This is a genomic window from Nonomuraea jiangxiensis, assembly GCF_900099965.1.
GTDB classification, from domain to species: domain Bacteria; phylum Actinomycetota; class Actinomycetes; order Streptosporangiales; family Streptosporangiaceae; genus Nonomuraea; species Nonomuraea jiangxiensis.
In genome coordinates, this window is the sequence record NZ_FNDJ01000002.1 from 601,821 (window position 1) to 623,178 (window position 21,358).

Consider the following 21,358-nt stretch of genomic DNA (forward strand, 5'->3'; position numbering starts at 1 on the left):
TGTAGTGGGTAGTCGGGTCTCCGGGGGAGGCTCGATGATGAACGGACATAAGCGCGGACAGCGACCGGGTGGCGAGGGGGAGCTGTCGCGGCGGGAGTTCTCGCTGCTGGGGGCGGCGGCCATGGGGGCGGCCGGGCTGTCGCGGTTCTCGGCGGCTCACGCGGCCGAGACGCCCACGCCGGCGCCGGGACAGCCGGGGCGGCGGCCGGGGGCGCCGGTGGGCTTCGTCCTCGGGCACGAGCAGTTCCGCACGCCCGAGCTGGTCTCGTTCGCCGAGCGCGCCGAGCGCGCTGGCTTCACCCACGTCTGGGCCAGCGACCATGCCCATCCGTGGCAGGACAACGAGGGACACGCCATGTTCCCCTGGATCACGCTGGCGCTGGTCGGCGACCGTACGTCCCGGCTGACGTACGGCACGGGCGTCACCTGCCCGCTCTACCGCCATCACCCCTCGCAGGTGGCGCAGGCGTTCGCCTCGTTCGGGATCCTGACGCCCGGCCGGGTGTTCCTCGGCCTCGGCACCGGCGAGGCGCTCAACGAGCAGGCCTCGACCGGTGGCTTCGGCCGCTACCCCGAACGCCACGACCGCCTGGTGGAGGCCATCCAGCTGATCCGCCGCCTGTGGACGGGCGAGCGCACCACCTTCAAGGGCGAGTACTACCGGACCGACCAGTTCAAGCTGTACGACGTCCCCGCCAAGCCGGTGCCCATCTACGTGGCCGCCAGCGGGCCGAAGAGCGCCCACCTGGCCGGCCGGTACGGCGACGGCTGGATCGCCCAGGTCAAGGACCTGACCGACCCGGCCCTGCACGACCAGTTCGTCAAGGGCGCCCGTGCCGCAGGCAAGGACCCCGACAGCATGCCGAAGCTGGTGGAGACCTGGGTGGTCGTCGGCGACCAGGCCCAGGCCGAGCAGGCGGCCCAGAAGTGGCGCTTCACCGTGCACGGCTTCGGCGACCTGCTCTACCAGCCCAACCCGGTCACGATCCAGCGCATCGCGGAGCGGCGCTGGACGCTGCCGGAGGTCTACCGGTCATGGCCCCGCGGCACCGACCCGGAGGTGCACGTCAAGGCGCTGCAGCGGATCATCGACGCCGGTGGCACCCCGTTCGTCCACTCCGGCCAGCAGGACCAGCGGGGCGTGATCGACTTCTACGCCCGCGAGGTGCTGCCCCACGTGCGCCCCTGAACAGGTGCACGGTCGCCACCGCCGATGACTTTTTCCGCTCCCGCGGGTCTACATTGTGACCCTCTAGAGAAGGAGCGAGACATGTCTGAGCCCAAGTCCCACACCCTCACGGTGCCTGGTGCGGTTGTGCACTACGACATCCGGGAGGCCGATGACGACAACGAGCCGGCGCTGCTGATGATCGGATCGCCGATGGACGCCAGTGGCTTCGGCACCCTGGCCGGGCACTTCACCGACCGCACGGTGGTGACCTATGACCCGCGCGGGGTGGGCCGGAGCCGGCGGACCGACGGGGCCGCCGAGTCCACGCCCGACCTGCATGCCGACGACCTGCACCGGCTGATCGCCGAGCTGGGCGGCGGGCCGGTGGACATCTTCGCCAGCAGCGGCGGCGCCGTCAACGCGCTGGCGCTGGTGGCCCGGCACCCGGAGCAGGTGCGTACGCTCGTGGCGCACGAGCCGCCGTCCGCCCAGGTGCTGCCGGACCGGGAGCAGGCGCTGGCCGCGGTGGCGGACATCCGCCGGACGTACGAGCGGGAGGGCTTCGGGGCGGGGATGGTGAAGTTCTTCGCGCTCACCGGCCTGCAGGGCGAGGTCCCGGCCGACTTCGCCGACCAGCCCACGCCGAGCCCGGCGAACTTCGGGCTGCCGGCGGAGGACGACGGTTCCCGTGACGACGCGCTGCTCGGACAGAACCTCATGAGCTGCACGCACTATGAGCACGACTTCGAGGCCCTGCGGGCCGCTTCGACCCGCATCGTCGTGGGCGTCGGGGTCGAGTCGGAGGGGCAGCTGGCCTGCCGCGCGGGCCTGGCCGTCGCCGACCGGCTCGGCAGCGAGGCGGTGGTCTTCCCCAGCAACCACGGCGGTTTCCTCGGGAACGAGTTCGGCATGCCGGGCGACCCTGAAGGGTTCGCCGTCACGCTGCGCCGGGTGCTGACCGACTAGCACCGCCGGACCGGATGTCGCCCGACGTCCTCGGGCCGCCCCGCTCAGACGGCCGGGCGGCCCAGGTCGCGCAGCTGGTCGGGGGTCAGGGTGGAGACGTTCTGGTCGATGGGCGACTCGGAGTACTGGTGGATGGTCCAGGTCTTCCAGTCGGCGGGTGGGGTGACGGTGCCCTTCTCCTTGCCGTAGTGGGCCACCCAGAGCGGGTAGTCCGACAGGCCGTGGCCGTAGATGTTGGCGAAGCGCCAGCTGCTGTAGAACATCGGGGCCACGCCGGTCTTGGCCTTCACGTACGACAGCCAGGTCTTGGCCCAGGCGTTGACCTCGGGGACGCTCTTGCCGTCGGTGGTCTCCAGGTCCAGGACCAGCAGGTCGCCGGGCTTGGCGGGCTGGGCGTTCACCGTGGACAGGAAGTAGTTCGCCTCGGCGATCGGGTCGCCGGCCGGGTGACCGTAGTGGTAGGCCCCGCGGACGATGCCCTTCTTGCCCAGCTCCTGCCAGTGCCTGGCGAAGGAGGCGTCGCGGAAGTCGACGCCCTCGGTGGCCTTGATGATGCCGAACTGGGCCGGGCTGGCCGCCCAGTTGTACAGCGGTTCGTAGTGGGAGACGTCCAGGCCGTAGGTGTACGACCCGGCCTCCTGCCCCACCCCGAAGTCGGCCGACCGGGCGATCGCCGTGCCGGTCACGCTCGCGGCGGCGACGATGCCGGCCACGAGCGCGGCGCCGGTGGCGAAGGTGAGGCGTTTGGTATACGGATTGAGATGATCTTTGAGGATATGGGCGATTGCCGTGAGCCGGGGCTTGAGCATGGGGGTTTTGACTCCTTGCTTTCATGCCGCCGACCGGGTCGGTGCTCCTGAAGGCCCCAGGATGCGACCGTATGGTCTGGTCAGGGGGCGGCAGCGCGGCTACGGCCCGGGGCGACAGTTTGCCCGGCAGGTACCGCGATTGCACAAAAAGGTATTCATCTCCACATTTGTCGGCAAGTCGGGCAAATCAGATTTTGCACTTCATGGCGCCTTGGAGCGCGAAAAATGCCGTATTTACCGGGGGTTTGCTGCCAGGTAAAGTTTTGTCAGGACCGCATCTGACAAGGCGTGGATCAGGTGCCGTGCAGGTAGTCAGCCAGGACGACGGCGTTGTTGATCTTCGGATCCTTGGCGCTGTACAGCAAGGTCACCGTGGGGTGCTCGCGACCGGCCTGCCGGAGCACGTCGACCGCCGGGTTGCCGTCGAGCTCGGCGGTGTAGCGGGCCGCGAACTCGGCGAAACGATCGGCTCGGTGGCCGAACCAGGTCCGCAGCTCCGGGCTCGGCGCGACTTCCTGCAACCACAGATCCAGCTCGGCGCGCTCTTTGGCGACGCCCCGGGGCCACAGCCGGTCGACGAGCACCCTGAACCCGTCACCGGGATCCGGCTCGTCGTAGATCCGCTTGATCAGGAAGGACATGGCTCCCATCGTCGCACCTCACCGTCCGCCGCCCTCCCTCGCCACCAGGCACGGCGTGTCGCCGCGCTTCACCCTGCGCCGGCGCGTCACGCGGCGTGCGGACTCCGCCTGCTCCACCTGATCTCGCCCTCGTGCAGCTCGTCGGTGGGGGCGAGCCCGGCGGCGGTGGCGACGGCGGCGGAGGCGCGGTGGTCGGGGTGGATATGGGCGATCACGGTGTGCACGTGGCGCCGCTCCAGCCAGGCCACGAGCCCGATGGCGGCCTCGGTGGCGATGCCCCGGCCCTGCCAGGGGGTCCCGACCACCCAGGCGATCTCCGCGGCGACCCCGGGAGGGGACGGGCTGAGCGTCGCCTGGACCGTGCCCGCCAGGCGGCCCTGGTCGTGGAGCTCGATCACCCAGTTGCACCAGGTGACGGCCGGGTCGGGCGAGCCCGCCACGAGGCGCGTGTAGCGGGAGCGCAGGGCGTCCAGGCTGGCGGGGGCGCCGCCGATGAAGGTGTGCAGGGCCGGGTCGGCCAGCACGGCGACCATCTCCTCGGCGTCCTCGACCCGGAGCGGCCGCAGGGTCAGGCGCCGGGTGCCGATCGTCTCGGCGGTGTGCGCGGTCATGCTGCCGCACCGTACAGGCCGACCGGCCGCGGGATCTCGGCGGGTACGCGGCCTCGCCCGCGCGGCGGGGCCGGCACCCGTGGAGAAGGTGGACGACCGGATCGAAGGACGGCCTGGTCCGCCTGGACCTGGTGACGGCCCGGACCGGATCCTTGACCCATGTACCTGAACCCGGAAGCCCGCTCGCACAGCGCCCCCAACCCCCCGCCGCCCGGTGACGGCGCGGCCCGTACCTTCCACGCCGGGCTGCCCGGCTACGCCCCGACGCCGCTGACCGAGCTTCCCGAACTGGCCACCGAGCTGGGCGTCGGCCGGCTGCTGGTCAAGGACGAGTCGTCCCGGCTGGGGCTGCCCGCGTTCAAGATCCTGGGTGCCTCGTGGGCGGTGGCCCTGCTGCTGGCGGACCGGTTCGGCCTGGCCGGTCCGCTGGACCTGGAGCGCCTGCGGACGGCGGCCGCGCGGGAGCCGGTGGTGCTGGTCACCGCCACGGACGGCAACCACGGCCGGGCGCTGGCCCGGATGGCCCGGCTGGTGGGCGCGCACGCCGTCGTCTTCGTGCCCGACGTGCTGGAGCACCGGACGGTCGACCTCATCGCGGGGGAGGGGGCCGAGATCGAGTGGGTGGACGGCGACTACGACGAGGCGGTTCGCCGGGCCGCCAAGTACGCCGACCGCACCGGCGCCGAGCTGGTGCAGGACACCGCCTGGGACGGATACGAGCGGGTGCCCGCCTGGATCGTGGACGGTTACCGGACGCTGCTCGCCGAGATCGATGAGCGGGTGACCCCCGACCTCGTCGTGGTGCCCGCCGGGGTCGGCTCGCTGGCCCAGGCCGTCGTCACCCACTATCGGGGCAGGGCCCATGTCGTCACCGCCGAGCCGGACTCGGCCGACTGCGTGCGCCGCAGCCTGCTCGCGGGGCGGCCCGTGCGGATCCGTACCGGGGTGACGAGCATGGCGGGGCTCAACTGCGGCACGCCCTCGTCGGCGGCGTGGCCGTACCTGCTGGCGGGGTTGTCCGGGGCCGTCGCCGTCGGCGAGGAGCAGGACGCGGCCGCCGTCGCCGACCTGGCCCGGCTCGGCGTCGCGGCCGGCCCGTGCGGCGCCGCGGCACTGGCGGGAGCGCGGCTGCTGCCGCTCGACCGGCTCGGCCTGGACCACACGGCCACCGTCGTCCTGATCTGCACCGACGGCGCCCAGCCGCTCGCACCCGCCCACGGCAGGACCTGACGGGGCGTCATCAGCACGCGCCGACCGGCCGTCAGAGGAGGGTGACCAGGGCGACGACGGCTATCAGAGCCAGCAGCAGCAGGAACTCGGGCCGGGGGCGCCACACGGCCGTACGACCCCGGCGTGCCGGACCACGCCCCATCACGCCACCTGCCGCGCGGGTCCGGCCGGCGCCCGCTCGGCGGGCCCGCTCATGGTGCCCGCCGGGTCCACGACGATGCCGGTGACGTCCAGCTCGGCGAGCATGCCGCGCAGTGCCGGGGCGGTGAGCAGCACCCACCGCTGCTCCGTTCCGAGCACCTTGGCCAGTTTGAGCGGCGAGGAGAACGCGACCGCCGTGCGCTTGCCCGAGGCGGTGCGGAACAGCCTCAGGGCCGAGGCGTACGCGCCCACCTTGACGGGGACGCACAATCGAGGCTCTGACATTTGCTTCCTCCCAGCGAGAAGTCGCATAAGTCCGACGCTAGAACCGTCGCCAGGGCCCGTCCTTGATCGCTACGGGATCTGGACGCCCGACCCGGGAAATGCTGACGCGACGTTGACGGCCCCCCTCGCTCGCGGCGCCGGGCCGCGTCAAGCAGGTGCAGAGATTCCGGGCATTGCCGTAGCAAGCCCGTCAAAAGCATTGCCGGATCCGGAGCGGCGGGACTCTCATGTTCTCGCACACCCCGGTATTCGACCAGAAGGCCCGTCCATGCTGGCGCAAGCGTTGTTCATCCTGACCGTCCTGCTGGTCGTCCACGTCCCGCTCGGCGACTACCTGGCCAAGGCATTGGACGGCGGGCGCCATCTCAAGGCCGAGCGGCTGCTGTACCGGCTCTGCGGTGTCGACCCCGACGCCGAGCAGAGCTGGGGCCAGTACCTGCTGGCCCTGCTCGCCTTCACCGCGCTCAGCGTCGTGGTGCTGTTCGGCCTGCTGACCTTCCAGGACGTGCTGCCGTGGAACGTCGGCCACCAGGGCATGCCCTGGGACCTGGCCCTGCACACCGCGGTCAGCTTCACCACCAACACCAGCTGGCAGAACTACGCCGGCGAGTCCCCGATCGGGCACACCCAGCTGACCCTCATGGCCGGTCTGGGCGTGCAGGCGTTCGCCTCTGCCGCCGTCGGCACGTGCGCGGGCCTGGCCCTGATCCGCGGCCTGGTGCGGCGCGGCGGTGCCGGGCTCGGCAACTTCTGGGTGGACCTGCTCCGCAGCATCGTCCGCGTGCTGTTGCCGCTGTCCTTCGTGTTCGCCCTGGTGCTGATCGGCCTCGGCGTGCAGCAGAACCTGTCCGGCCCGCACACCGTGTCCACGCTCGCCGGCGGCACCCAGACCCTGCTGGGCGGGCCGATCGGCTCCTGGGCGCCGATCAAGCTCATGTCCGGCGACGGCGGCGGCGCCTTCAACGTCAGCAGCGCCCACCCCTTCGAGAACCCCACCGCGATGACCAACGCCGTCGGGATCTTGCTCATGCTGCTGGTCCCGACCGCCTTCATCCGCCTGTTCGGCCGCATGTCCGGCAACCTCAAGCTGGGCTGGACGCTGCTCGCCGTGGTGGCCGTCCTGTTCGCCCTGCTCCTCACCGCGGGCCACCTCGCCCAGAGCGCGCAGACCGGTACGGTCGCCCAGGCGGTCGGCGGCCAGTACGAGGGCACCGAGACGCGCATCGGCATCCCCGGCAGCACCCTGTTCGGCGTCACCGCCACGGCCACCGCCGACGGCGCGGTCAACTCCTCCTACGACAGCTTCTCCAGCTTCGGCGGCGGGGTGCTGCTCGCCGCCATGATGCTCGGCGAGATCGCCCCCGGCGGCACCGGAAGCGGCCTGTACGGCCTGCTCATCGCCGTCCTGGTCGCCGTATTCCTGGGCGGGCTCATGGTCGGCCGCACCCCCGACTTCCTCGGCAAGCGCGTCGGCCGGCACGAGATGCGGTACGTCGCCCTGTACACCCTGACCGCCCCCGCGCTCATCCTCACCTTCACCGCCCTGGCCATCGCCCTGCCCGGGGCCCGCGCGTCCATGGGCAACACCGGCCCGCACGGGCTCACCGAGGTGCTCTACGCCTACACCAGCAGCGTCAACAGCAACGGCAGCGCCATGGCCGGCCTCAGCGGCAACACGCCGTTCTACAACCTCACCATGACGGTGGCGATGCTCGCCGGCCGGTACGTGCCGATCGTGTTCGTCCTGGCCCTGGCCGGGCGGATGGCGAGCGGGCAGCCGGTGGCGGTCACCGCGGGCAGCCTGCGTACTCACGGGCTCAACTTCGCGACCCTGGCCACCGGCGCCGCGCTGATCCTGGCCCTGCTGAACTTCCTGCCGGCGCTGTCACTCGGCCCGATCGCCGACGGCCTGCCCCGGTGACTCGCGAGCCCTTGCGGGGCTGGACGTCGAAGAGTCATATGGGCATCCACCCAAACGGGCCCAACACGCCACCCTAGCCATCCAGTGAGACGCCGGGCCGTCGTCGCTGGTAGAGGCGGTCGGCCCGGCCAGGCGCCGGACGGGGCGAGTCCCGGCGGCCACGGGCCGCGCCAGGTCAGAGAGCCGTCGCCGAGACGGCACGGACTTTTGTGACGGTCTCTAAGCCACCGCGTTCCGGCATTCGATTGACCGCCGGACAGGGACATCACATAGTCAATGCGGCGCAAGACCTACTGGCCTCCTGCCGGGGACCTCTGCCTGTTCAGAGGCGTCGCAGGGGTGCCGGCGGGCCGCCGTTCCACCTAGCACGGCTCATCATTCACCGGATGGACGCTGGAGGGGATCGCATGGCGACGTACAAGACCCAGATTCAGTGGGGCGGGCCCAATGCCGACTGGCATGACGACGCAGACCTGACCATCGTCATCAACAACCGAGCCGGGGTCGTTCCCGCTTCCGGCCTGCCCGGCACCGGCACCCAGGTGTCGTGGTCGAGCCCGCAGGGCAACGGGTCGGTCACGTTCTTCGAGGACGGCAACAGGTTCTCGGGATCCGCGCAGTTCAAGGGCGAAGGCCCGGTCGGTTACCGAGGCACGATCAAGCCGTAGCCGGTCAGGCGTCCAGCCGCGGCCTTCCCTGGTCCGCGCGGACGGGGTCGTGCCAGCCCCTCGTTCGCGCCCGCGGCTGGACGCCGCCTCGCTGACCAGCCCATGGTCACAGCGGGCGACACGACGCGTACACACCAGTCAATCCACGGAATCGGCCGACACTTCATCTAGTGTCGTGTCATATCAGCCGGGTGACTCGCCTGGTGGCTCGACCGAACCGCACGAGGATACCGCCGACATGGTCACACACACCGCTGCTTCGCGCAGCTGAGAGAAGCGGCGGTCATCGTGTCTGTCCCGTTCGTGCTGCTCGCCGCCTGCCTGCTCCCGCTGGCCGCCCCGTACGGCGTCGCCCACGCGGACCCGGTCGAGCCCGCGGACTACTGCGGCATCCCGGACGACTTCGTCGACGCGGCCCTGCTCGACCCGATCGCCTGGATCCAGCCCGTTCCCGCGCCGACGGCGGCCGAGCCCACGGTGGAGCAGCGCGCCAGGTTCGCCGGGTTCCCCAGCGTGGCCTCGATCGACCTGGTGGGCAAGGACGGCCGCCCGGTCAGGAAGGTGATCGCCTCCTGGTCCACGAACGTCGACGAGGTGATGGAGCACACCGGCGAGCTGGCCGTCTCCCACGACGACGGCGACACCTTCGGCGTGCCCCGGGCCGCGCCCCTGCGCGAGGCTCCGCTCCAGCTGCTCGACGGGCGCCTGCTCGCCACCCGGTACTACCTGTCCCCGGTGGACCCGCACACCAGCGGCTTGGACGTCCTCACCTCCACCGACGCGGGGGAGACCTGGACCCGATCGACGGCCACGTTCACGACCCCGGACGAACTGGCCGGCATCGGCGTCGCGCACGGCACGCCGATCCAGCTGCTCGACGGCACGATCCTGGTGGCCGCCTACAACCCCTACGGCCCCACCGCCGCCTTCAAGGCCGAGGTGTACGCCAGCCGCGACGGCGGCCGGACCTTCACCAGGCGCGGAGTGATCGCCGAGCCGAGCGACGGTTTCACCTACAACGAGGCGGCCATCGAGCAGGTGGCCGACGGCAGCCTGCTGGCCGTGCTGCGGCGCGACGGCGGCCTCTACTCCACGCTGCACTACAGCCGCTCGGCGGACGGCGGCGTGACCTGGTCACCGGTGGACCAGCTGCGGCTGCCCGGGCAGGACTGCGTCGTCCGCGGGGTCTCACCGAGGCTGCTGCTGATGCCCAACGGAGTCCTGGTCCTCAGCGCGGGCCGCCCGGACAACTGGATGACCGTCTCCCTCGACGGCCGCGGCGACTCCTGGGGACTGCCCCGGGTGACCTACCACAACCGCGACGGCGTCTACGACAGCCACGGCTCCTCGGGATACACCGGCATCGCTCCCATCGGCGTCCATCGGCTGGTGCAGGTCTTCGACAACTGCAAGCTGCCGGGCAAGTGGCCGGACGGCACGCTGAACGAGACGGCGTGCCCGGCCGGCGGCAAGTTCGAGCACGGCGGCTGGTACGCGATCAAGCGCCGCCGCTTCGACGTCATACCGCCCGACCCGGGCCGGATCGACCTGGCGGCCAAGGCCAGGCGCGGCGAGCTGACGGTCACCACGAACATGACCTGGTCGGCCGCGGAGCACCCGCGGGCCAGGCCCGGCGGCGCCCACGACGGCAGCACCGGCTACTGGTCCAGCGCCGTCGCCCGAGGCCGCGGCGTCTACGTCGTCCACTTCGACTCCGCCTACACCTTCACCGACGTCGGGCTGAGCCTGCGGCCGGGGCACGCCGCCGACGCCAAGGTGTACGTCTCCAGGGACGGCAGGAACTGGGGCAGCCCCGTCGCCACCGTGACCGGTCGCGTCGACTACGCGCTGCGCTACTCGCCCCTGCCGCCGGAGGCCCGGGGCCGCCACGTCAAGATCGTCCTCGGTCCCACCCGCGACTGCGACCCCGAGGTGGGCCGCCTCTGCAGCATGCTGAACGAGCTGGAACTCTACGCCGCCACGCCCGGGGCGACGGCCGCTTCCGAGCCGGCGGGCCTCACGCCCGGGGCCCCTCCCGTGCCGGCCGACCTCAAGCCTCCGCACCCGCCTGCGGAGTGACGGCCGAGATCAGCGCAGTGATCGTCCTGCGCATGCGCTCATGCAGGTCGGGCGCCTGCGGGCCGCGCGTGAGCAGGAGCTGGTGGGCGGCGCCCACCAGGGCGAGGGCGAAGGACTCGACGTCGGTCTCCGCCCGGATCCGGCCGTGCTCCTGCTCGGCGCGCAGGTAGTCGGCGAAGGCGCGCTCGCCGGCGTCGATCTCCAGGGTGCCGTCGGCGAACGCCTCGCCCAGGTGGCCGATGATGGCCGGACGGGCCATGACGAGCCCGGCCAGGGCGAGCAGGTTGCCGGTGAAGAGCCTCCTGACAGCGCTCATGAGGTTGTCGACCACGTCCCCGCTGCCCGCCAGGCCGGGCAGGCGGGCCATGCTCGCGCTCGTGCTGCCGGCCCGGTCGAGGACGAGCGCGGCCAGGAACGTGTCAAGATCCGCGAAGTGGTTGTAGAGCAGGCCGGTGGCGCAGCCGGCCTCCTTGGTGATCGCCCGTCCGGTCAGGCCCGCCGGACCCGCCCGCAGGAGCACGCGCTCGGCGGCGTCGAAGAGCTGCCGCCGGATGCCGGGGATCGCAACGCCACGCGGTGACATGCCCAGCCAATCTACCTGATCACGTGATCGCCGTCTCGCGGGGAGCCGCTGCCTGGGCCGGGTGACGCAGGACCGGCTCGCCTTCCCGGGCGGGTGGGGGCGTCCCGGCGGTTGACGTTCGCGGAAGGGCGCCGTTGTAATGAGCGGCGTGTCGTGTGACGTCGCCAGGTGGACGGCGCCAGGTGGACGGCGACGGGTGGGCGGCGACGGTGGGCGGCACGCAACCCCGCCTCGAAGTCCCGCCCCGGCGGTCCCGTAAAGTCGTGGGGTGGGGAGAGACGGCCGGGGCGGGTCCAGGCAACCGGTGCTCGTGCTGGGGAAAGTCGCCGAGATACTCAACTCCTTCACGCTCGCCAAGCCGTCGGTGACGTTGCGGGAGCTGCGGGAGGCGACCGGGTTGCCGACGTCCACGCTGCAGCGGCTGGTGGCGAACATGGTCGCGCACGGGTTCCTGGACCGGGTGGGGGACCAGGTCCGGATCGGGGCGCGGATGGCCTTCTGGGCGGCCGCCGCGGTCAAGGACCTCGACGTGCTGTCCGTGGTCAACCCGGTGCTGAAGGAGCTGCGCGACAAGACGGGGGAGACCACGTGCTTCTTCCGCGCCGAGGGGGCGCACCGGGTGTGCGTCGCGGTGGCGGAGACGTATCACGCCCTGCGGCGCGACATGCACGTCGGCAAGATCGCGCCCATCACCGTCGGGTCGGCCGGCCGGGTGCTGCTCGCCTGGAACCCGGAGCTGGCCGAGGAGGTGCTGCGCGGAGCGCTCCCGCAGCTCACCGAGCAGACCGTCACCGACCCCGGTGAGCTGCGCGGGTTGATCGCACGCACCCGGGCCGAGGGGTGCGCGATCACCGTGGGCGAGCGGGTGGACGGGGCGTCGGGGCTGGCGGCTCCCGTGTTCGACCCGGCGGCGGATCTGGTGGGCGCGTTGATGATCATGGGACCGAGCCTGCGCATGCCGTACGAGCAGTGCCTGTTCTGGGTGGACCTGCTGGTCGAGCACGCCGACCGGATCACCAGGACGCTGGGCGGGCGCTACCCGGCCTGAGCCGCCGGGGCCGCCGAAGTCACCGAGCGCCTCAAAGAACCAGGCTGAGCGCCAGAATCGGTCCCATCGCCACCACCGAGGCCACGGAGACCCCCACGGTGCAGGTCTTCAACGTCCCCCTGGTGCTCTGCCCGAGCAGCGACTGCAGCAGCCAGAACGTGTTGCTCGTGAGGTGCACCATGAACAGGGAGCCGGCGCCGGCCGCCAGCGCGACCAGCACCGGATCGATGCCGAGTGCCGGCGCGAGCGGCGCGAGCAGCCCGGCCGACGTGATGGCCGAGATCGTCACCGAGCCGACCGCCACGTGCAGCACGGCCGCGATGACCCAGACCACGATCAGCGGCGCCACGGAGCCGGCCGAGAGGTATTTGCCGAGGATGGCGCCCAGCCCGGCCGCCTTGATCATCGCGGCCAGGGACCCGCCGACGCCGTTGAGCAGCAGGATCGGCCCGCTCTCCTTGAGCCCCCTGGCCATGGCCTGCTCCACGCGGTCCTGCCCCAGCGCCCGCCGCCCGACGTAGAAGGTGCCGACCATGCCGATCAGCAGCGCGATCACCGGGGTGGAGACGAACGCCAGCGCGGGATCGCTCAGCTTCGCCGCCTTGGCCAGGGCGCCGGTGGCGACCAGCGCGAGCGCGACCAGCATGGGCCCGAACAGCACGACGAGCCTGGGCTCGTCCCTGACCTGGACGGCGACGCCGTCGGCGACCGGCCCCGCCTCCCGCGGCTCGTCGACGAAGGGCTCCTCGTCGGCCTCGGGCTTCCACCAGCCGTGGACCAGAATGAAGGTGGAGATGGCGGTGGCGACGAGCACGGTCGGGATGACCACGATGAGGCCGAACAGTAGATACGTGCCGAGCGGCACGTGCAGGAGCGCCGCCAGGGCCAGCGCGCCGACGCCGGGGACGGTGAAGATGATGCCGCTCTCCAGGCCGATCGCCAGCGCCGTCGCCATGCGGGCGGTCCCGTAGCGGTCGAGCTTGCGGGCCAGGCCCCGGGCCAGCGGCGCGGAGATCACCAGCATCACGTCGAGGAATATGGACTGCAGCAGCGTGGCGATGGTCAGCGACATCGCATAGGGGACGCGCCGCGGGCCGAACACCCTCAGCAACCCCCGCACCAGCCGCTCGATCGCCCCCAGCTCGCGCAGGATCGCCCCCATCAGCACCCCGAAGGCGACCAGCAGGCCGATGCCGGCCATGATCTCACCGAAACCCGCGGTGATCGTCTCCGCGGTCCTGGCCACCCCGATCCCGGCGGCGAGCCCGAGATAACCCGCGCCGATCACCAGGGCGACCACCGGATTGACCCTGAACCTGACGATCAGTACGACGATGCCCACGACGGCCACCGCGGTGTTGGCCAGAGTTCCGATGTCTGACATTGGCCCGTCCCCATCGCGTAAGCCCAGCGGTAAAACTGGCTTACGTTATGAGCATATACCCACGATGTGGAAAAGCCCTGGTAGGCGGCGTGCGACAGGTGTCGGCGGGCGGGCGGATCGAACGGGGATTCGGGTCTTCCGGTGAGGTCCGCTCGCGGCAACTTGACACCTCCCGGCTCCCCACGGTGACAAGTCGCTCCCTCTCGGAACCCGGCCTCCCCGCCGATCGTTCAGGCCGGTGAGTGGCTCGATCGATTGACTCGGGGAGATCGACCATGGTCTTCATTCGGATGCGGAGTGCCTTCGGAGCCGGCGCGCCGTCGGTGGCCACCTTTCTGACCCGGCGGTGGACACAGCCCGGTGGCACGCTGTCCGGCGAGATACGGCTGCGCGGCGGCGACTTCGACGCCGCGATCGACCGGATCGGCCTCGGGCTGGCCGCCCGGCTGGGGCCACTGAAGGCGGCCGGTGACCGCGACGGGATCGAGGAGTTCTGCAGACCCCAGATCTCCGGCCCGGCCGTCCTGCCCCAGGGCGCGGAGCGGGCCATCGAGTTCCGGGTGGCGGTGCCGTGGGAGACGCCGATCAGCGAGATCGGCGGCCGGCATCTGACCGGGCTGGCCCTGGCCGTGCAGGCCGAGGTGGCGATCGACACGGCCGTCGGCCGGGGCGACGCGGCGCTGGTGGCGGTCCGGCCGGTGCCCTCGCAGTTACGCGTGCTGCAGGCGTTCGCGCGGCTCGGGTTCCCTTTCAAGTCCGCCGCCCTGCGGGCCGGCCCGCTGAGCCACGTGGGTCAGGAGCTGCCCTTCCACCAGCGGATCGAGTTCTATCCGCCCAGCCACCACGCGGGGGTCGTGCATGCGGTCGAGCTGTCGTTCGTCCCGAGCGCGTCGGGGCTGGACGTGCTGCTGGCGGCCGGGAAGGCCACCGGCCCGTGCTCGGGCGGGGAGCGGTTCCGGATGAGCCATGAGGAGGCACTGCGTACGGACTGGCCGAGCGAGATCGACCGCTGGCTGGCCAGGCTGGTCCGCCAGGCGCGCGGCGACGGCCGGTGGCACCGGGGCTGACCCGCGTCCCCGCCGCCCCGCCCGGTACGGTGGGTGCCCGTTGCCGCGACGATCGGAAAGGGCGTGGAATGGCGCACGAGTGGCCGGACTTCCTGCCGGTGGGGGCGATCCGCTTCGCCCGGCCGACGGCTCGGTTCGAGGACTGCCTGCACTTCTACCGTGACGTGCTGGAGCTGCCGGTGATCGCCTCGTGGCGCGGTCACGCCGGTTACGACGGAGCCGTCTTCGGCCTGCCCGGGTCGCCGGTCCACCTCGAACTGACGCAGCACGGCGCGGCACCCGACATCCCGGCTCCCTCCACGGAGAACCAGCTCGTGTTCTACCTGCCCGGCCCCGACGCGGTGGCGGCCGCCGCCGGGCGGCTGACCGGTCTCGGGCACCGGCCGGCCACCCTGGACAACGCCTACTGGGCGGAGCGGGGAGCCGTCGCGTTCGCCGACCCCGACGGGTGGATGATCGTCTTCGCGCCGTGGGTCTTCGGCAAGGACCCGGTGCCCCCGGTCGCCGGGCGGTAAGGGCGGTCCGGTCAGAGGGTCCGGGCGAAGGTCACCACGCTCGTCCCCGGGCCGTTGTAGCCCGGGACGGGGTCGCCGACCGTGAATCCCAGGCGGCGGTGAAAGGCCTGCGAAGCCGTGTTGACCGGTGCGGTGATGGCCTTCACGACGCGCCGGTCGTGGCGGCGGGCGAGGTCGAAGAAGCGCTCGTACATCGTCCTGGCCAGGCCGCTTCCCCTGGCGCCGGGAGAGACGCCGACGAAGTGGATGTAGGCCTCGTCGGGCAGGGACGGGGACATGAAGCCGATCAGGAAGCCGGACATCCCCGCCGGGCCGTCGGCGATCAGGCTCGTCCGGTGGAAGTGGTCGAGATAGAGCCTGGGCAGTACGGACAGGATCGGGCGGCCCCACCAGTCGTCGACGACGGCGGCTATGGCGTCGTAGTCGGCGGGGGTGGCGGGCCGCAGCTCGTACTCGGTCGATGACGTCATGGCCTACCTGGGCGGATTGCGGGAGTCTGGGTGGGTTGATCGTAGCGGCTCCGGAAAACCGGGTCGGGCGCGGGTTCTGTCTGGTTTGCGTAGCTATTCGCGGGGTTCGTGTCGAGAACGCGTATAGAGCGGCGTCCGTGATGCCGGGTTGTGCGCAGGATGGGGGCGAAAATCCCTATTCAGGAGCGTTCGGTCCATGTCCCTTGTCAAGACCCCTGCCCGCGCCAAGGAGCCCCCTGATACCGGCGACCGGCATCGCCTGTCGGTCGTCGGCGGGCTGGCCGCGCTGTCGCTGGACGCCATGGCGTCGGTCGCGTACGGGCCCGAGGCGATCGTGCTCGTGCTGGCGCTGGCAGGCGGCGCGGGCCTGGGGTTCACGATCCCGGTCACGCTCGTCATCGCGCTCCTGCTGGGCGTGCTGACCCTGTCCTACCGGCAGGTCATCGCGGCCTTCCCGGCGGGCGGCGGGGCGTACGGAGTGGCCAGGACCTACCTGGGCCGCCGGGCCGGCCTGGTCGCCGGGGCCGCTCTGATCGTCGACTACGTGCTCAACGTCGCCGTCTCGGTGGCCGCCGGGGTCGCGGCGCTCAACTCGGCCTTCCCCGAGCTGCTGCCGTACACCGTGGGGTTGTGCCTGGCGGTGCTGGCCCTGGTGACGGCGGTCAACCTGCGCGGGATCGCGCACAGCGCCCGCGCGTTCATCGCCCCGACCGTGATCTACGTGGGCGCGATCCTGCTGGTCGTCGTGGCGGGGCTGGTCCGCGGCGAGCCCGCCGTCGACGTCCGGCACCAGGTGCACGGCCTGCAGACGGTCGGGGTGCTGCTGTTGCTGAAGGCGTTCGCGAACGGGTGCGCCTCGCTGACGGGAGTCGAGGCGATCGCCAACGCGGTCCCGTCGTTCCGGCAGCCCCGGATACGGCGGGCGCAGCGGGCCGAGATCGCCCTGGGCGGCCTGCTGGCGGTCATGTTGCTGGGCATCGCCGCGCTGATCCAGAAGTTCGGCATCGCCCCCGTCTCCGGCGTGACCGTGCTGGCACAGGTGACGCGGGCGGCGCTGGGGGACGGGGCGCTCTTCTACGTGGTGCAGTTCGCCACCGTGGTGCTGCTGGCGCTGGCCGCGAACACCTCCTTCGGCGGACTGCCGGTGCTGGCCCGGCTGCTGGCCAGGGACAACAACCTGCCGCACGTCTTCGCCCTGCGCACGGACCGCCACGTGCACCGGTACGGCATCGCGTTCCTGGCCGTCACCAGCGGACTGCTGCTGGTCGTGGCCAGGGGCGAGATGAACCTGCTGGTGCCGCTGTTCGCGATCGGGGTGTTCGTCGGGTTCACGCTGTCGCAGGCGGGCATGGTCCGGCACTGGCTGATGGACCGGCCCGCGGGATGGCGGTGGCGGACGGCGCTGAACGGGTTCGGCGCGATGCTGACCTTCCTCGCGGCGATCGTGGTGACGGCGGCGAAGTTCGGCGCGGGCGGCTGGCTGATCGTGGTCGCGCTGCCGCTGCTGGTGGCGGCCATGGAGTGGGTCAACCGGTCGTACGCGCGGATCGGCGGGCGGCTGGAGCTGGGCCGTACCCCGCCACCGCCGCTGCCGCGGCGCTCGCTGGTGGTGGTGCCGGTGCACGCGGTCACCCGGCTGACCAGGGACGCGCTGTCGGCGGCGCTGTCGCTGGGGGATCGGGTGGTCGCCGTCAACGTCACCCATCCCGACGACGAGGGGGAGGCGCGGACCTTCATGGCGGACTGGGAGCGCTGGGACCCGGGGGTGGAGCTGGTGCGGCTCTCCGACGGCCACCGGCGGCTGGCCGAGCCGCTGCTCACGTATCTGGCTCAGGTGCCGGAGCCGCACGTCTTCGTGCTGATCGCCGAGGTCGAGCCGGACCACGCCTGGCAGCGGCTGCTGCAGAACCAGCGCGGAGCGGTGCTGGCCATGGCGCTGCGCCGGCGGACCGACGCGGTGGTGTGCCGGATGCGCTTCCGCATATAAATCAGTCGCTTGACTTAATCTGACCTGCCTGATTATCTGAGTCAGTCACAGGCCGACTCGGGGAGGTCATGGTGAGTCAGACCGACAGTGGGTGCCCGCCGCGTCGTCCGGGGCCGCCGCCTGACGACCGGGTGCGGCGGTGAGGACCGAACGGGCCAGCGCGACCCGCGAGCAGATCCTGACCGCGGCCGAGCGGCTCTTCGCCGAGCATGGCGTGTTCGCCGTGTCCAACCGCCAGGTCAGCGAGGCCGCGGGGCAGGGCAACAACGCCGCCGTCGGCTACCACTTCGGCACCAAGGCCGACCTGGTGCGCGCGATCGTCCGCAAGCACACCGAGCAGATCGAGCTCCTGCGCCGGGAGCTGCTGGCCGGCGTCGGCGACTCGTCCGACGTGCGTGACTGGGTGAGCTGCCTGGTGCGCCCGCTCACCGGGCATCTGGCCGCCATCGGCAACCCCACCTGGTACGCCCGCTTCGCCGCCCAGGTGATGACCGACCCCGGGCTCCGCGAGATCATGGCCGGCGAGGCACTGGCCGCGCCCTCCCTGCGGCGGATCCTCGACGGGCTCAACCGCTGCATCCCCGAGCTGCCGGCCGAGGTGCGGGCCGAGCGCGATGACATGGCCAGCCAGTTACTGGTCCACACCTGCGCCCAGCGCGAGCGCGCCCTCGCCGACGGCCGTCCCACCCCGCGTGCGAGCTGGCACGACGCCGCGACCGGGCTGATCGACGTGATCGTCGCCCTGTGGACGGCCCCGGTCACGCGCGAGCGCGACTAGCGCCCTGCCCGCACGGCCGGGGGCGACGCCTCGCGGCCGACTTCCCTGGAGAGGAGAACCAGCGATGACCGAAACGTTGAGCCCTGCCGAGGTGCCGGAGTTCCCGGGTGTCAGGGCGGCGAGCTGCCCGTTCGACCCGCCGCCGGCGCTGCACGCCCTGCAGCGGGAGGGGCCGCTGGTCCGGGTGCGGCTGTGGGACGGCAGCACCCCGTGGCTGGTGACCCGCTACACCGAGCAGCGGGCGCTGCTGGCCGACCGGCGGGTCAGTGCCGACATCACCCGCCCCGGTTACCCGAGCCCGGCGCCCGTCCGCGGCGGCCCCCTCAGCTTCATCCTGATGGACGACCCGGAGCACGCCCGGCTGCGGCGCATGGTGCAGGCGGCGTTCACGGTCCGGCGGACGGAGACCATGCGCCCGGCCATTCAGCGGATCGTGGACGACCTGATCGACGCCATGCTGGCCGGGCCCAAGCCGGTGGACCTGGTGGAGGCGTTCGCGCTGCCGGTGCCCTCGCTGGTGATCTGCGAGCTGCTCGGGGTGCCGTACGCCGACCACGACTTCTTCCAGGACAACAGCAGGACCATCATCAGGCGCGGCGCGCCGCCCGAGGAGCGCTTCGCCGCCGGCCGCCGCCTGACCGACTACCTGGACGGCCTGGTGGCGGAGAAGCTCCGCAACCCCGGCGATGACCTGCTGTCCAAGGTGGCCGCCCGGGTCGCGGAGGGTGAGCTGACGCGGCAGGAGGCGGCCGGGATGGGAGTGCTGCTGCTCGTCGCCGGGCACGAGACCACCGCGAACATGATCGCGCTCGGCACCCTCGCGCTGCTGCGGAACCCCGGCCAGCTCGCCCTGCTGCGTGAGAGCGACGACCCGACACTGGTCGCCGGCGCGGCGGAGGAACTGCTGCGCTACCTCAACATCACCCACAGCGGCCGCCGCCGGGTCGCCCTGGAGGACATCGAGATCGCCGGCCAGGTCATCCGCGCGGGCGAGGGCATGATCATGGCCAACGACCTCGGCAACCGTGACCCGGAGGTGTTCCCCGACCCGGACGAGCTGGACATCCGGCGTGACGCCCGCCGCCACGTGGCCTTCGGCTTCGGCGTCCACCAGTGCCTGGGCCAGCCGCTGGCCCGGGTGGAGCTGCAGGTGGTCTACAGCACCCTCTACCGGCGCATCCCCACCCTGAGCCTGGCGACCGACCTGGACCGGATCCCCTTCAAGCACGACGGCCAGGTCTACGGCGTCTACGAACTCCCCGTCACCTGGTGACCTCCCGGGGCCGGCCGGAGCCATGAAACTTTCTCCGTTGCCTTGGCTTGTTTCCGCACGTCAAGGCGGGTCACGGCGGCCGGCCCCACGGTGATCCGCCCGCGGCGGTTGCGCGGTTGAAACTTTCGCTTGACGATCGCAATGTTTCGGCGAAGCGGAGGTTCGAATGAGCGTGCGAGTTCGGGTAGCGGGAGCCCTCATCACTGCGGCCGTACTGGTCGCCGCCGGCCTGGCCCTGGCCACGCCCGCGTCGTCAGCGCAGTTGACCGAGATCACCGGCTTCGGTACCAACCCGACCAACCTGCGGATGCACCTGTACGTCCCCGACAACGCCGGAAGCCGCCCGCCAGTCGTGCTCGCCGTGCACTACTGCACCGGCTCCGGCCCCGCCCTGCATTCCGGCACCGAGTTCGCCTCCCTGGCCGACCGGTACAAGTTCATCCTCGTCTACCCGTCGGCCACCAGGAGCGGCGCCTGCTTCGACGTCTCCTCGCCGCAGGCGCTGCGGCGCGACGGCGGCAGCGACCCGGTCGGCATCATGTCGATGGTCAGGTATGTCCACCAGCGCTACGGCGGCGACCCCGCCCGCACGTTCGTCACCGGCGTGTCCTCGGGCGCGATGATGACCAACGTCCTGCTCGGCGACTACCCCGACGTGTTCAAGGCGGGCGCGGCGTTCATGGGCGTGCCGTTCGGCTGCTTCGCCACCACCGACGGATCGAGCTGGAACAGCGCCTGCGCCAACGGCCAGATCAGCAGGACGCCGCAGCAGTGGGGCGACGCCGTACGCGCGGCCTATCCCGGATACAGCGGCGCGCGGCCCCGGATGCAGATCTGGCACGGCACCGAGGACAGCACGCTGCGGTACCCGAACTTCCAGGAGCAGATCAAGCAGTGGACCAACGTCCTCGGGCTGAGCCAGACCCCCAGCCTCACCGACACCCCGCAGTCGGGTTACACGCGTACGCGCTACGGCGGCACCGGCGGCATGGCACCGGTCGAGGCGATCAGCATTCAGGGCGCGGGACACGACCTGCCCAGGGGTGGCATGGCCGCCGAGGTGATCCGCTTCTTCGGCCTGAACACCAGCGCGACCCCCACCATCACTCCCACGGTGACCCCCACCATCACGCCGACGGCCACCGGCCCGTGCCGGGTGACGTACACGATGAACACCTGGAACGCGGGGTTCACGGCCGCCGTCACGATCGCCAACACGGGCACCGCGCCGGTCTCCGGCTGGCGGCTGGCGTTCGCGCTGCCGGCGGGACAGACGGTCACGTCCGCGTGGAACGCCACCATCGCGCCGGCCAGCGGCCAGGTCACCGCGACGAACGTCGCCTACAACGGCTCCATCGCCCCCGGGGCCTCGGCGTCCTTCGGGTTCCAGGCCACCCACGCGGGCGGCACCGGACGGCCCGCGGCCTTCACCCTCAACGGCACCGCCTGCACGGCGGCCTGACGACCGGACCCGCGCGGCGGCCTGCGCCCCGCCGCGCGGGCGGCGGCCGGGCCGCCATCGGCGGAGGTGGCCCGGGCCGCCGGCGGGGAGGTGGCCGGGCCACTGTCCGGGGTGGTCCGGCCGCCTTCGCGAATCGAGTCGCTGCCGCGGGATGGTCGGGCCGCGGGGTGGTCGGGCCGCCGGGCGGGCGGTGGCCGGTCAGGGGCCTCCGGTCGTGCGGCGGAACGCTGGCGTCATGAACGGTCTCCAGGTAATTTAGGTAAGCCTTA

20 protein-coding genes are annotated in these 21,358 nt (G+C 71.8%); 13 read left to right on the plus strand and 7 right to left on the minus strand.

Features of this window, described 5'->3' with window-relative positions; genetic code table 11:
• Positions 1 to 34: 34 nt before the first annotated feature.
• Together BLS95_RS06015 and BLS95_RS06020 are read left to right on the plus strand one after the other, a co-directional pair.
• Positions 35 to 1,189 carry a F420-dependent hydroxymycolic acid dehydrogenase gene (locus BLS95_RS06015; protein ID WP_218135619.1) on the plus strand — a complete coding sequence of 385 codons (1,155 nt, stop codon included), beginning with the start codon at positions 35 to 37 and terminating at the stop codon, positions 1,187 to 1,189.
• 81 nt (positions 1,190 to 1,270) lie between these two features.
• Complete coding sequence (locus tag BLS95_RS06020; RefSeq protein WP_090929817.1) at positions 1,271 to 2,137, plus strand: alpha/beta fold hydrolase; 867 nt, start codon at positions 1,271 to 1,273, stop codon at positions 2,135 to 2,137.
• Positions 2,138 to 2,181: 44 nt separating this feature from the next.
• Here the strand turns inward: BLS95_RS06020 and BLS95_RS06025 are convergent, their stop codons facing one another.
• From BLS95_RS06025 to BLS95_RS06035, 3 genes are all read right to left on the minus strand, one after another.
• On the minus strand, positions 2,182 to 2,946 hold the full coding sequence (locus BLS95_RS06025) for a glycoside hydrolase family 25 protein (protein WP_090929818.1): 765 nt from the start codon (positions 2,944 to 2,946) through the stop codon (positions 2,182 to 2,184).
• Positions 2,947 to 3,239: 293 nt separating this feature from the next.
• Positions 3,240 to 3,587, minus strand: a complete 348-nt coding sequence (locus tag BLS95_RS06030; protein ID WP_090929819.1) for a DUF488 domain-containing protein — start codon at positions 3,585 to 3,587, stop codon at positions 3,240 to 3,242.
• A gap of 86 nt (positions 3,588 to 3,673) precedes the next feature.
• Positions 3,674 to 4,198: a GNAT family N-acetyltransferase gene (locus BLS95_RS06035; protein ID WP_090929820.1), complete on the minus strand. Its 525-nt coding sequence runs from the start codon at positions 4,196 to 4,198 to the stop codon at positions 3,674 to 3,676.
• 159 nt (positions 4,199 to 4,357) lie between these two features.
• Here BLS95_RS06035 and BLS95_RS06040 point away from each other — a divergent pair, with 159 nt between their 5' ends.
• Positions 4,358 to 5,428 (plus strand): diaminopropionate ammonia-lyase, encoded by a 1,071-nt coding sequence (locus BLS95_RS06040; RefSeq protein WP_090929821.1) that lies wholly within the window; start codon positions 4,358 to 4,360, stop codon positions 5,426 to 5,428.
• A gap of 141 nt (positions 5,429 to 5,569) precedes the next feature.
• Here BLS95_RS06040 and BLS95_RS06045 read toward each other — a convergent pair whose 3' ends face one another.
• Positions 5,570 to 5,854 carry an SAV_915 family protein gene (locus BLS95_RS06045; RefSeq protein ID WP_218135621.1) on the minus strand — a complete coding sequence of 95 codons (285 nt, stop codon included), beginning with the start codon at positions 5,852 to 5,854 and terminating at the stop codon, positions 5,570 to 5,572.
• Positions 5,855 to 6,122: 268 nt separating this feature from the next.
• Between BLS95_RS06045 and kdpA the strand changes: the two genes are divergently transcribed.
• From kdpA to BLS95_RS06060, 3 genes are all read left to right on the plus strand, one after another.
• Positions 6,123 to 7,775 carry a potassium-transporting ATPase subunit KdpA gene (gene kdpA / locus BLS95_RS06050; RefSeq protein WP_090929822.1) on the plus strand — a complete coding sequence of 551 codons (1,653 nt, stop codon included), beginning with the start codon at positions 6,123 to 6,125 and terminating at the stop codon, positions 7,773 to 7,775.
• A 386-nt stretch (positions 7,776 to 8,161) separates the two neighbouring features.
• Positions 8,162 to 8,443 (plus strand): hypothetical protein, encoded by a 282-nt coding sequence (locus BLS95_RS06055; RefSeq protein WP_218135622.1) that lies wholly within the window; start codon positions 8,162 to 8,164, stop codon positions 8,441 to 8,443.
• A 288-nt stretch (positions 8,444 to 8,731) separates the two neighbouring features.
• The gene (locus BLS95_RS06060) at positions 8,732 to 10,522 is read left to right on the plus strand and encodes an exo-alpha-sialidase (RefSeq protein ID WP_143043599.1); all 1,791 of its coding nucleotides are present in this window, start codon (positions 8,732 to 8,734) and stop codon (positions 10,520 to 10,522) included.
• Here BLS95_RS06060 and BLS95_RS06065 read toward each other — a convergent pair.
• Entirely contained in the window at positions 10,494 to 11,105 is a 612-nt protein-coding gene (locus BLS95_RS06065) for a TetR/AcrR family transcriptional regulator (RefSeq protein WP_090929825.1), read from the minus strand. The genes BLS95_RS06060 and BLS95_RS06065 overlap by 29 nt on opposite strands.
• A gap of 268 nt (positions 11,106 to 11,373) precedes the next feature.
• Here BLS95_RS06065 and BLS95_RS06070 point away from each other — a divergent pair, with 268 nt between their 5' ends.
• Entirely contained in the window at positions 11,374 to 12,153 is a 780-nt protein-coding gene (locus BLS95_RS06070; protein WP_218135623.1) for an IclR family transcriptional regulator, read from the plus strand.
• 31 nt (positions 12,154 to 12,184) lie between these two features.
• On the opposite strand, the gene BLS95_RS06075 is transcribed toward BLS95_RS06070, so the two are convergent.
• Positions 12,185 to 13,537 (minus strand): GntP family permease, encoded by a 1,353-nt coding sequence (locus tag BLS95_RS06075; RefSeq protein ID WP_090929827.1) that lies wholly within the window; start codon positions 13,535 to 13,537, stop codon positions 12,185 to 12,187.
• Positions 13,538 to 13,812: 275 nt separating this feature from the next.
• Between BLS95_RS06075 and BLS95_RS06080 the strand changes: the two genes are divergently transcribed.
• Both BLS95_RS06080 and BLS95_RS06085 read left to right on the plus strand, forming a co-directional pair.
• On the plus strand, positions 13,813 to 14,604 hold the full coding sequence (locus BLS95_RS06080) for a sporulation protein (protein WP_090929828.1): 792 nt from the start codon (positions 13,813 to 13,815) through the stop codon (positions 14,602 to 14,604).
• Positions 14,605 to 14,672: 68 nt separating this feature from the next.
• Positions 14,673 to 15,119 (plus strand): VOC family protein, encoded by a 447-nt coding sequence (locus tag BLS95_RS06085; protein ID WP_090929829.1) that lies wholly within the window; start codon positions 14,673 to 14,675, stop codon positions 15,117 to 15,119.
• 11 nt (positions 15,120 to 15,130) lie between these two features.
• On the opposite strand, the gene BLS95_RS06090 is transcribed toward BLS95_RS06085, so the two are convergent.
• Positions 15,131 to 15,589 carry a GNAT family N-acetyltransferase gene (locus BLS95_RS06090; protein ID WP_090929830.1) on the minus strand — a complete coding sequence of 153 codons (459 nt, stop codon included), beginning with the start codon at positions 15,587 to 15,589 and terminating at the stop codon, positions 15,131 to 15,133.
• A gap of 196 nt (positions 15,590 to 15,785) precedes the next feature.
• Between BLS95_RS06090 and BLS95_RS06095 the strand changes: the two genes are divergently transcribed.
• The 4 genes from BLS95_RS06095 (at position 15,786) to BLS95_RS06110 (ending at position 21,089) form a co-directional block, all read left to right on the plus strand.
• Positions 15,786 to 17,576: an APC family permease gene (locus BLS95_RS06095; RefSeq protein WP_090929831.1), complete on the plus strand. Its 1,791-nt coding sequence runs from the start codon at positions 15,786 to 15,788 to the stop codon at positions 17,574 to 17,576.
• A gap of 139 nt (positions 17,577 to 17,715) precedes the next feature.
• A complete protein-coding gene (locus BLS95_RS06100; RefSeq protein WP_090929832.1) occupies positions 17,716 to 18,354 on the plus strand; it encodes a TetR/AcrR family transcriptional regulator in 639 nt (212 codons plus the stop codon).
• Between the two features lie 64 nt (positions 18,355 to 18,418).
• Complete coding sequence (locus BLS95_RS06105) at positions 18,419 to 19,627, plus strand: cytochrome P450 (RefSeq protein WP_090929833.1); 1,209 nt, start codon at positions 18,419 to 18,421, stop codon at positions 19,625 to 19,627.
• Between the two features lie 166 nt (positions 19,628 to 19,793).
• Positions 19,794 to 21,089 carry an extracellular catalytic domain type 1 short-chain-length polyhydroxyalkanoate depolymerase gene (locus BLS95_RS06110; RefSeq protein WP_090929834.1) on the plus strand — a complete coding sequence of 432 codons (1,296 nt, stop codon included), beginning with the start codon at positions 19,794 to 19,796 and terminating at the stop codon, positions 21,087 to 21,089.
• Positions 21,090 to 21,358: the final 269 nt, after the last annotated feature.

Excerpts from the sequence above, each read along its gene's own strand:
- BLS95_RS06095 (WP_090929831.1), top strand. The coding sequence starts at position 15,786 with ATGTCCCTTGTCAAGACCCCTGCCCGCGCCAAGGAGCCCCCTGATACC.
- BLS95_RS06015 (WP_218135619.1), top strand. The coding sequence starts at position 35 with ATGATGAACGGACATAAGCGCGGACAGCGACCGGGTGGCGAGGGGGAG.
- BLS95_RS06065 (WP_090929825.1), bottom strand. The coding sequence starts at position 11,105 with ATGTCACCGCGTGGCGTTGCGATCCCCGGCATCCGGCGGCAGCTCTTC.
- BLS95_RS06020 (WP_090929817.1), top strand. The coding sequence starts at position 1,271 with ATGTCTGAGCCCAAGTCCCACACCCTCACGGTGCCTGGTGCGGTTGTG.
- BLS95_RS06105 (WP_090929833.1), top strand. The coding sequence starts at position 18,419 with ATGACCGAAACGTTGAGCCCTGCCGAGGTGCCGGAGTTCCCGGGTGTC.
- BLS95_RS06035 (WP_090929820.1), bottom strand. The coding sequence starts at position 4,198 with ATGACCGCGCACACCGCCGAGACGATCGGCACCCGGCGCCTGACCCTG.
- kdpA (WP_090929822.1), top strand. The coding sequence starts at position 6,123 with ATGCTGGCGCAAGCGTTGTTCATCCTGACCGTCCTGCTGGTCGTCCAC.
- BLS95_RS06090 (WP_090929830.1), bottom strand. The coding sequence starts at position 15,589 with ATGACGTCATCGACCGAGTACGAGCTGCGGCCCGCCACCCCCGCCGAC.
- BLS95_RS06080 (WP_090929828.1), top strand. The coding sequence starts at position 13,813 with ATGGTCTTCATTCGGATGCGGAGTGCCTTCGGAGCCGGCGCGCCGTCG.
- BLS95_RS06075 (WP_090929827.1), bottom strand. The coding sequence starts at position 13,537 with ATGTCAGACATCGGAACTCTGGCCAACACCGCGGTGGCCGTCGTGGGC.
- BLS95_RS06055 (WP_218135622.1), top strand. The coding sequence starts at position 8,162 with ATGGACGCTGGAGGGGATCGCATGGCGACGTACAAGACCCAGATTCAG.
- BLS95_RS06085 (WP_090929829.1), top strand. The coding sequence starts at position 14,673 with ATGGCGCACGAGTGGCCGGACTTCCTGCCGGTGGGGGCGATCCGCTTC.
- BLS95_RS06110 (WP_090929834.1), top strand. The coding sequence starts at position 19,794 with ATGAGCGTGCGAGTTCGGGTAGCGGGAGCCCTCATCACTGCGGCCGTA.
- BLS95_RS06040 (WP_090929821.1), top strand. The coding sequence starts at position 4,358 with ATGTACCTGAACCCGGAAGCCCGCTCGCACAGCGCCCCCAACCCCCCG.
- BLS95_RS06030 (WP_090929819.1), bottom strand. The coding sequence starts at position 3,587 with ATGTCCTTCCTGATCAAGCGGATCTACGACGAGCCGGATCCCGGTGAC.
- BLS95_RS06025 (WP_090929818.1), bottom strand. The coding sequence starts at position 2,946 with ATGCTCAAGCCCCGGCTCACGGCAATCGCCCATATCCTCAAAGATCAT.
- BLS95_RS06045 (WP_218135621.1), bottom strand. The coding sequence starts at position 5,854 with ATGTCAGAGCCTCGATTGTGCGTCCCCGTCAAGGTGGGCGCGTACGCC.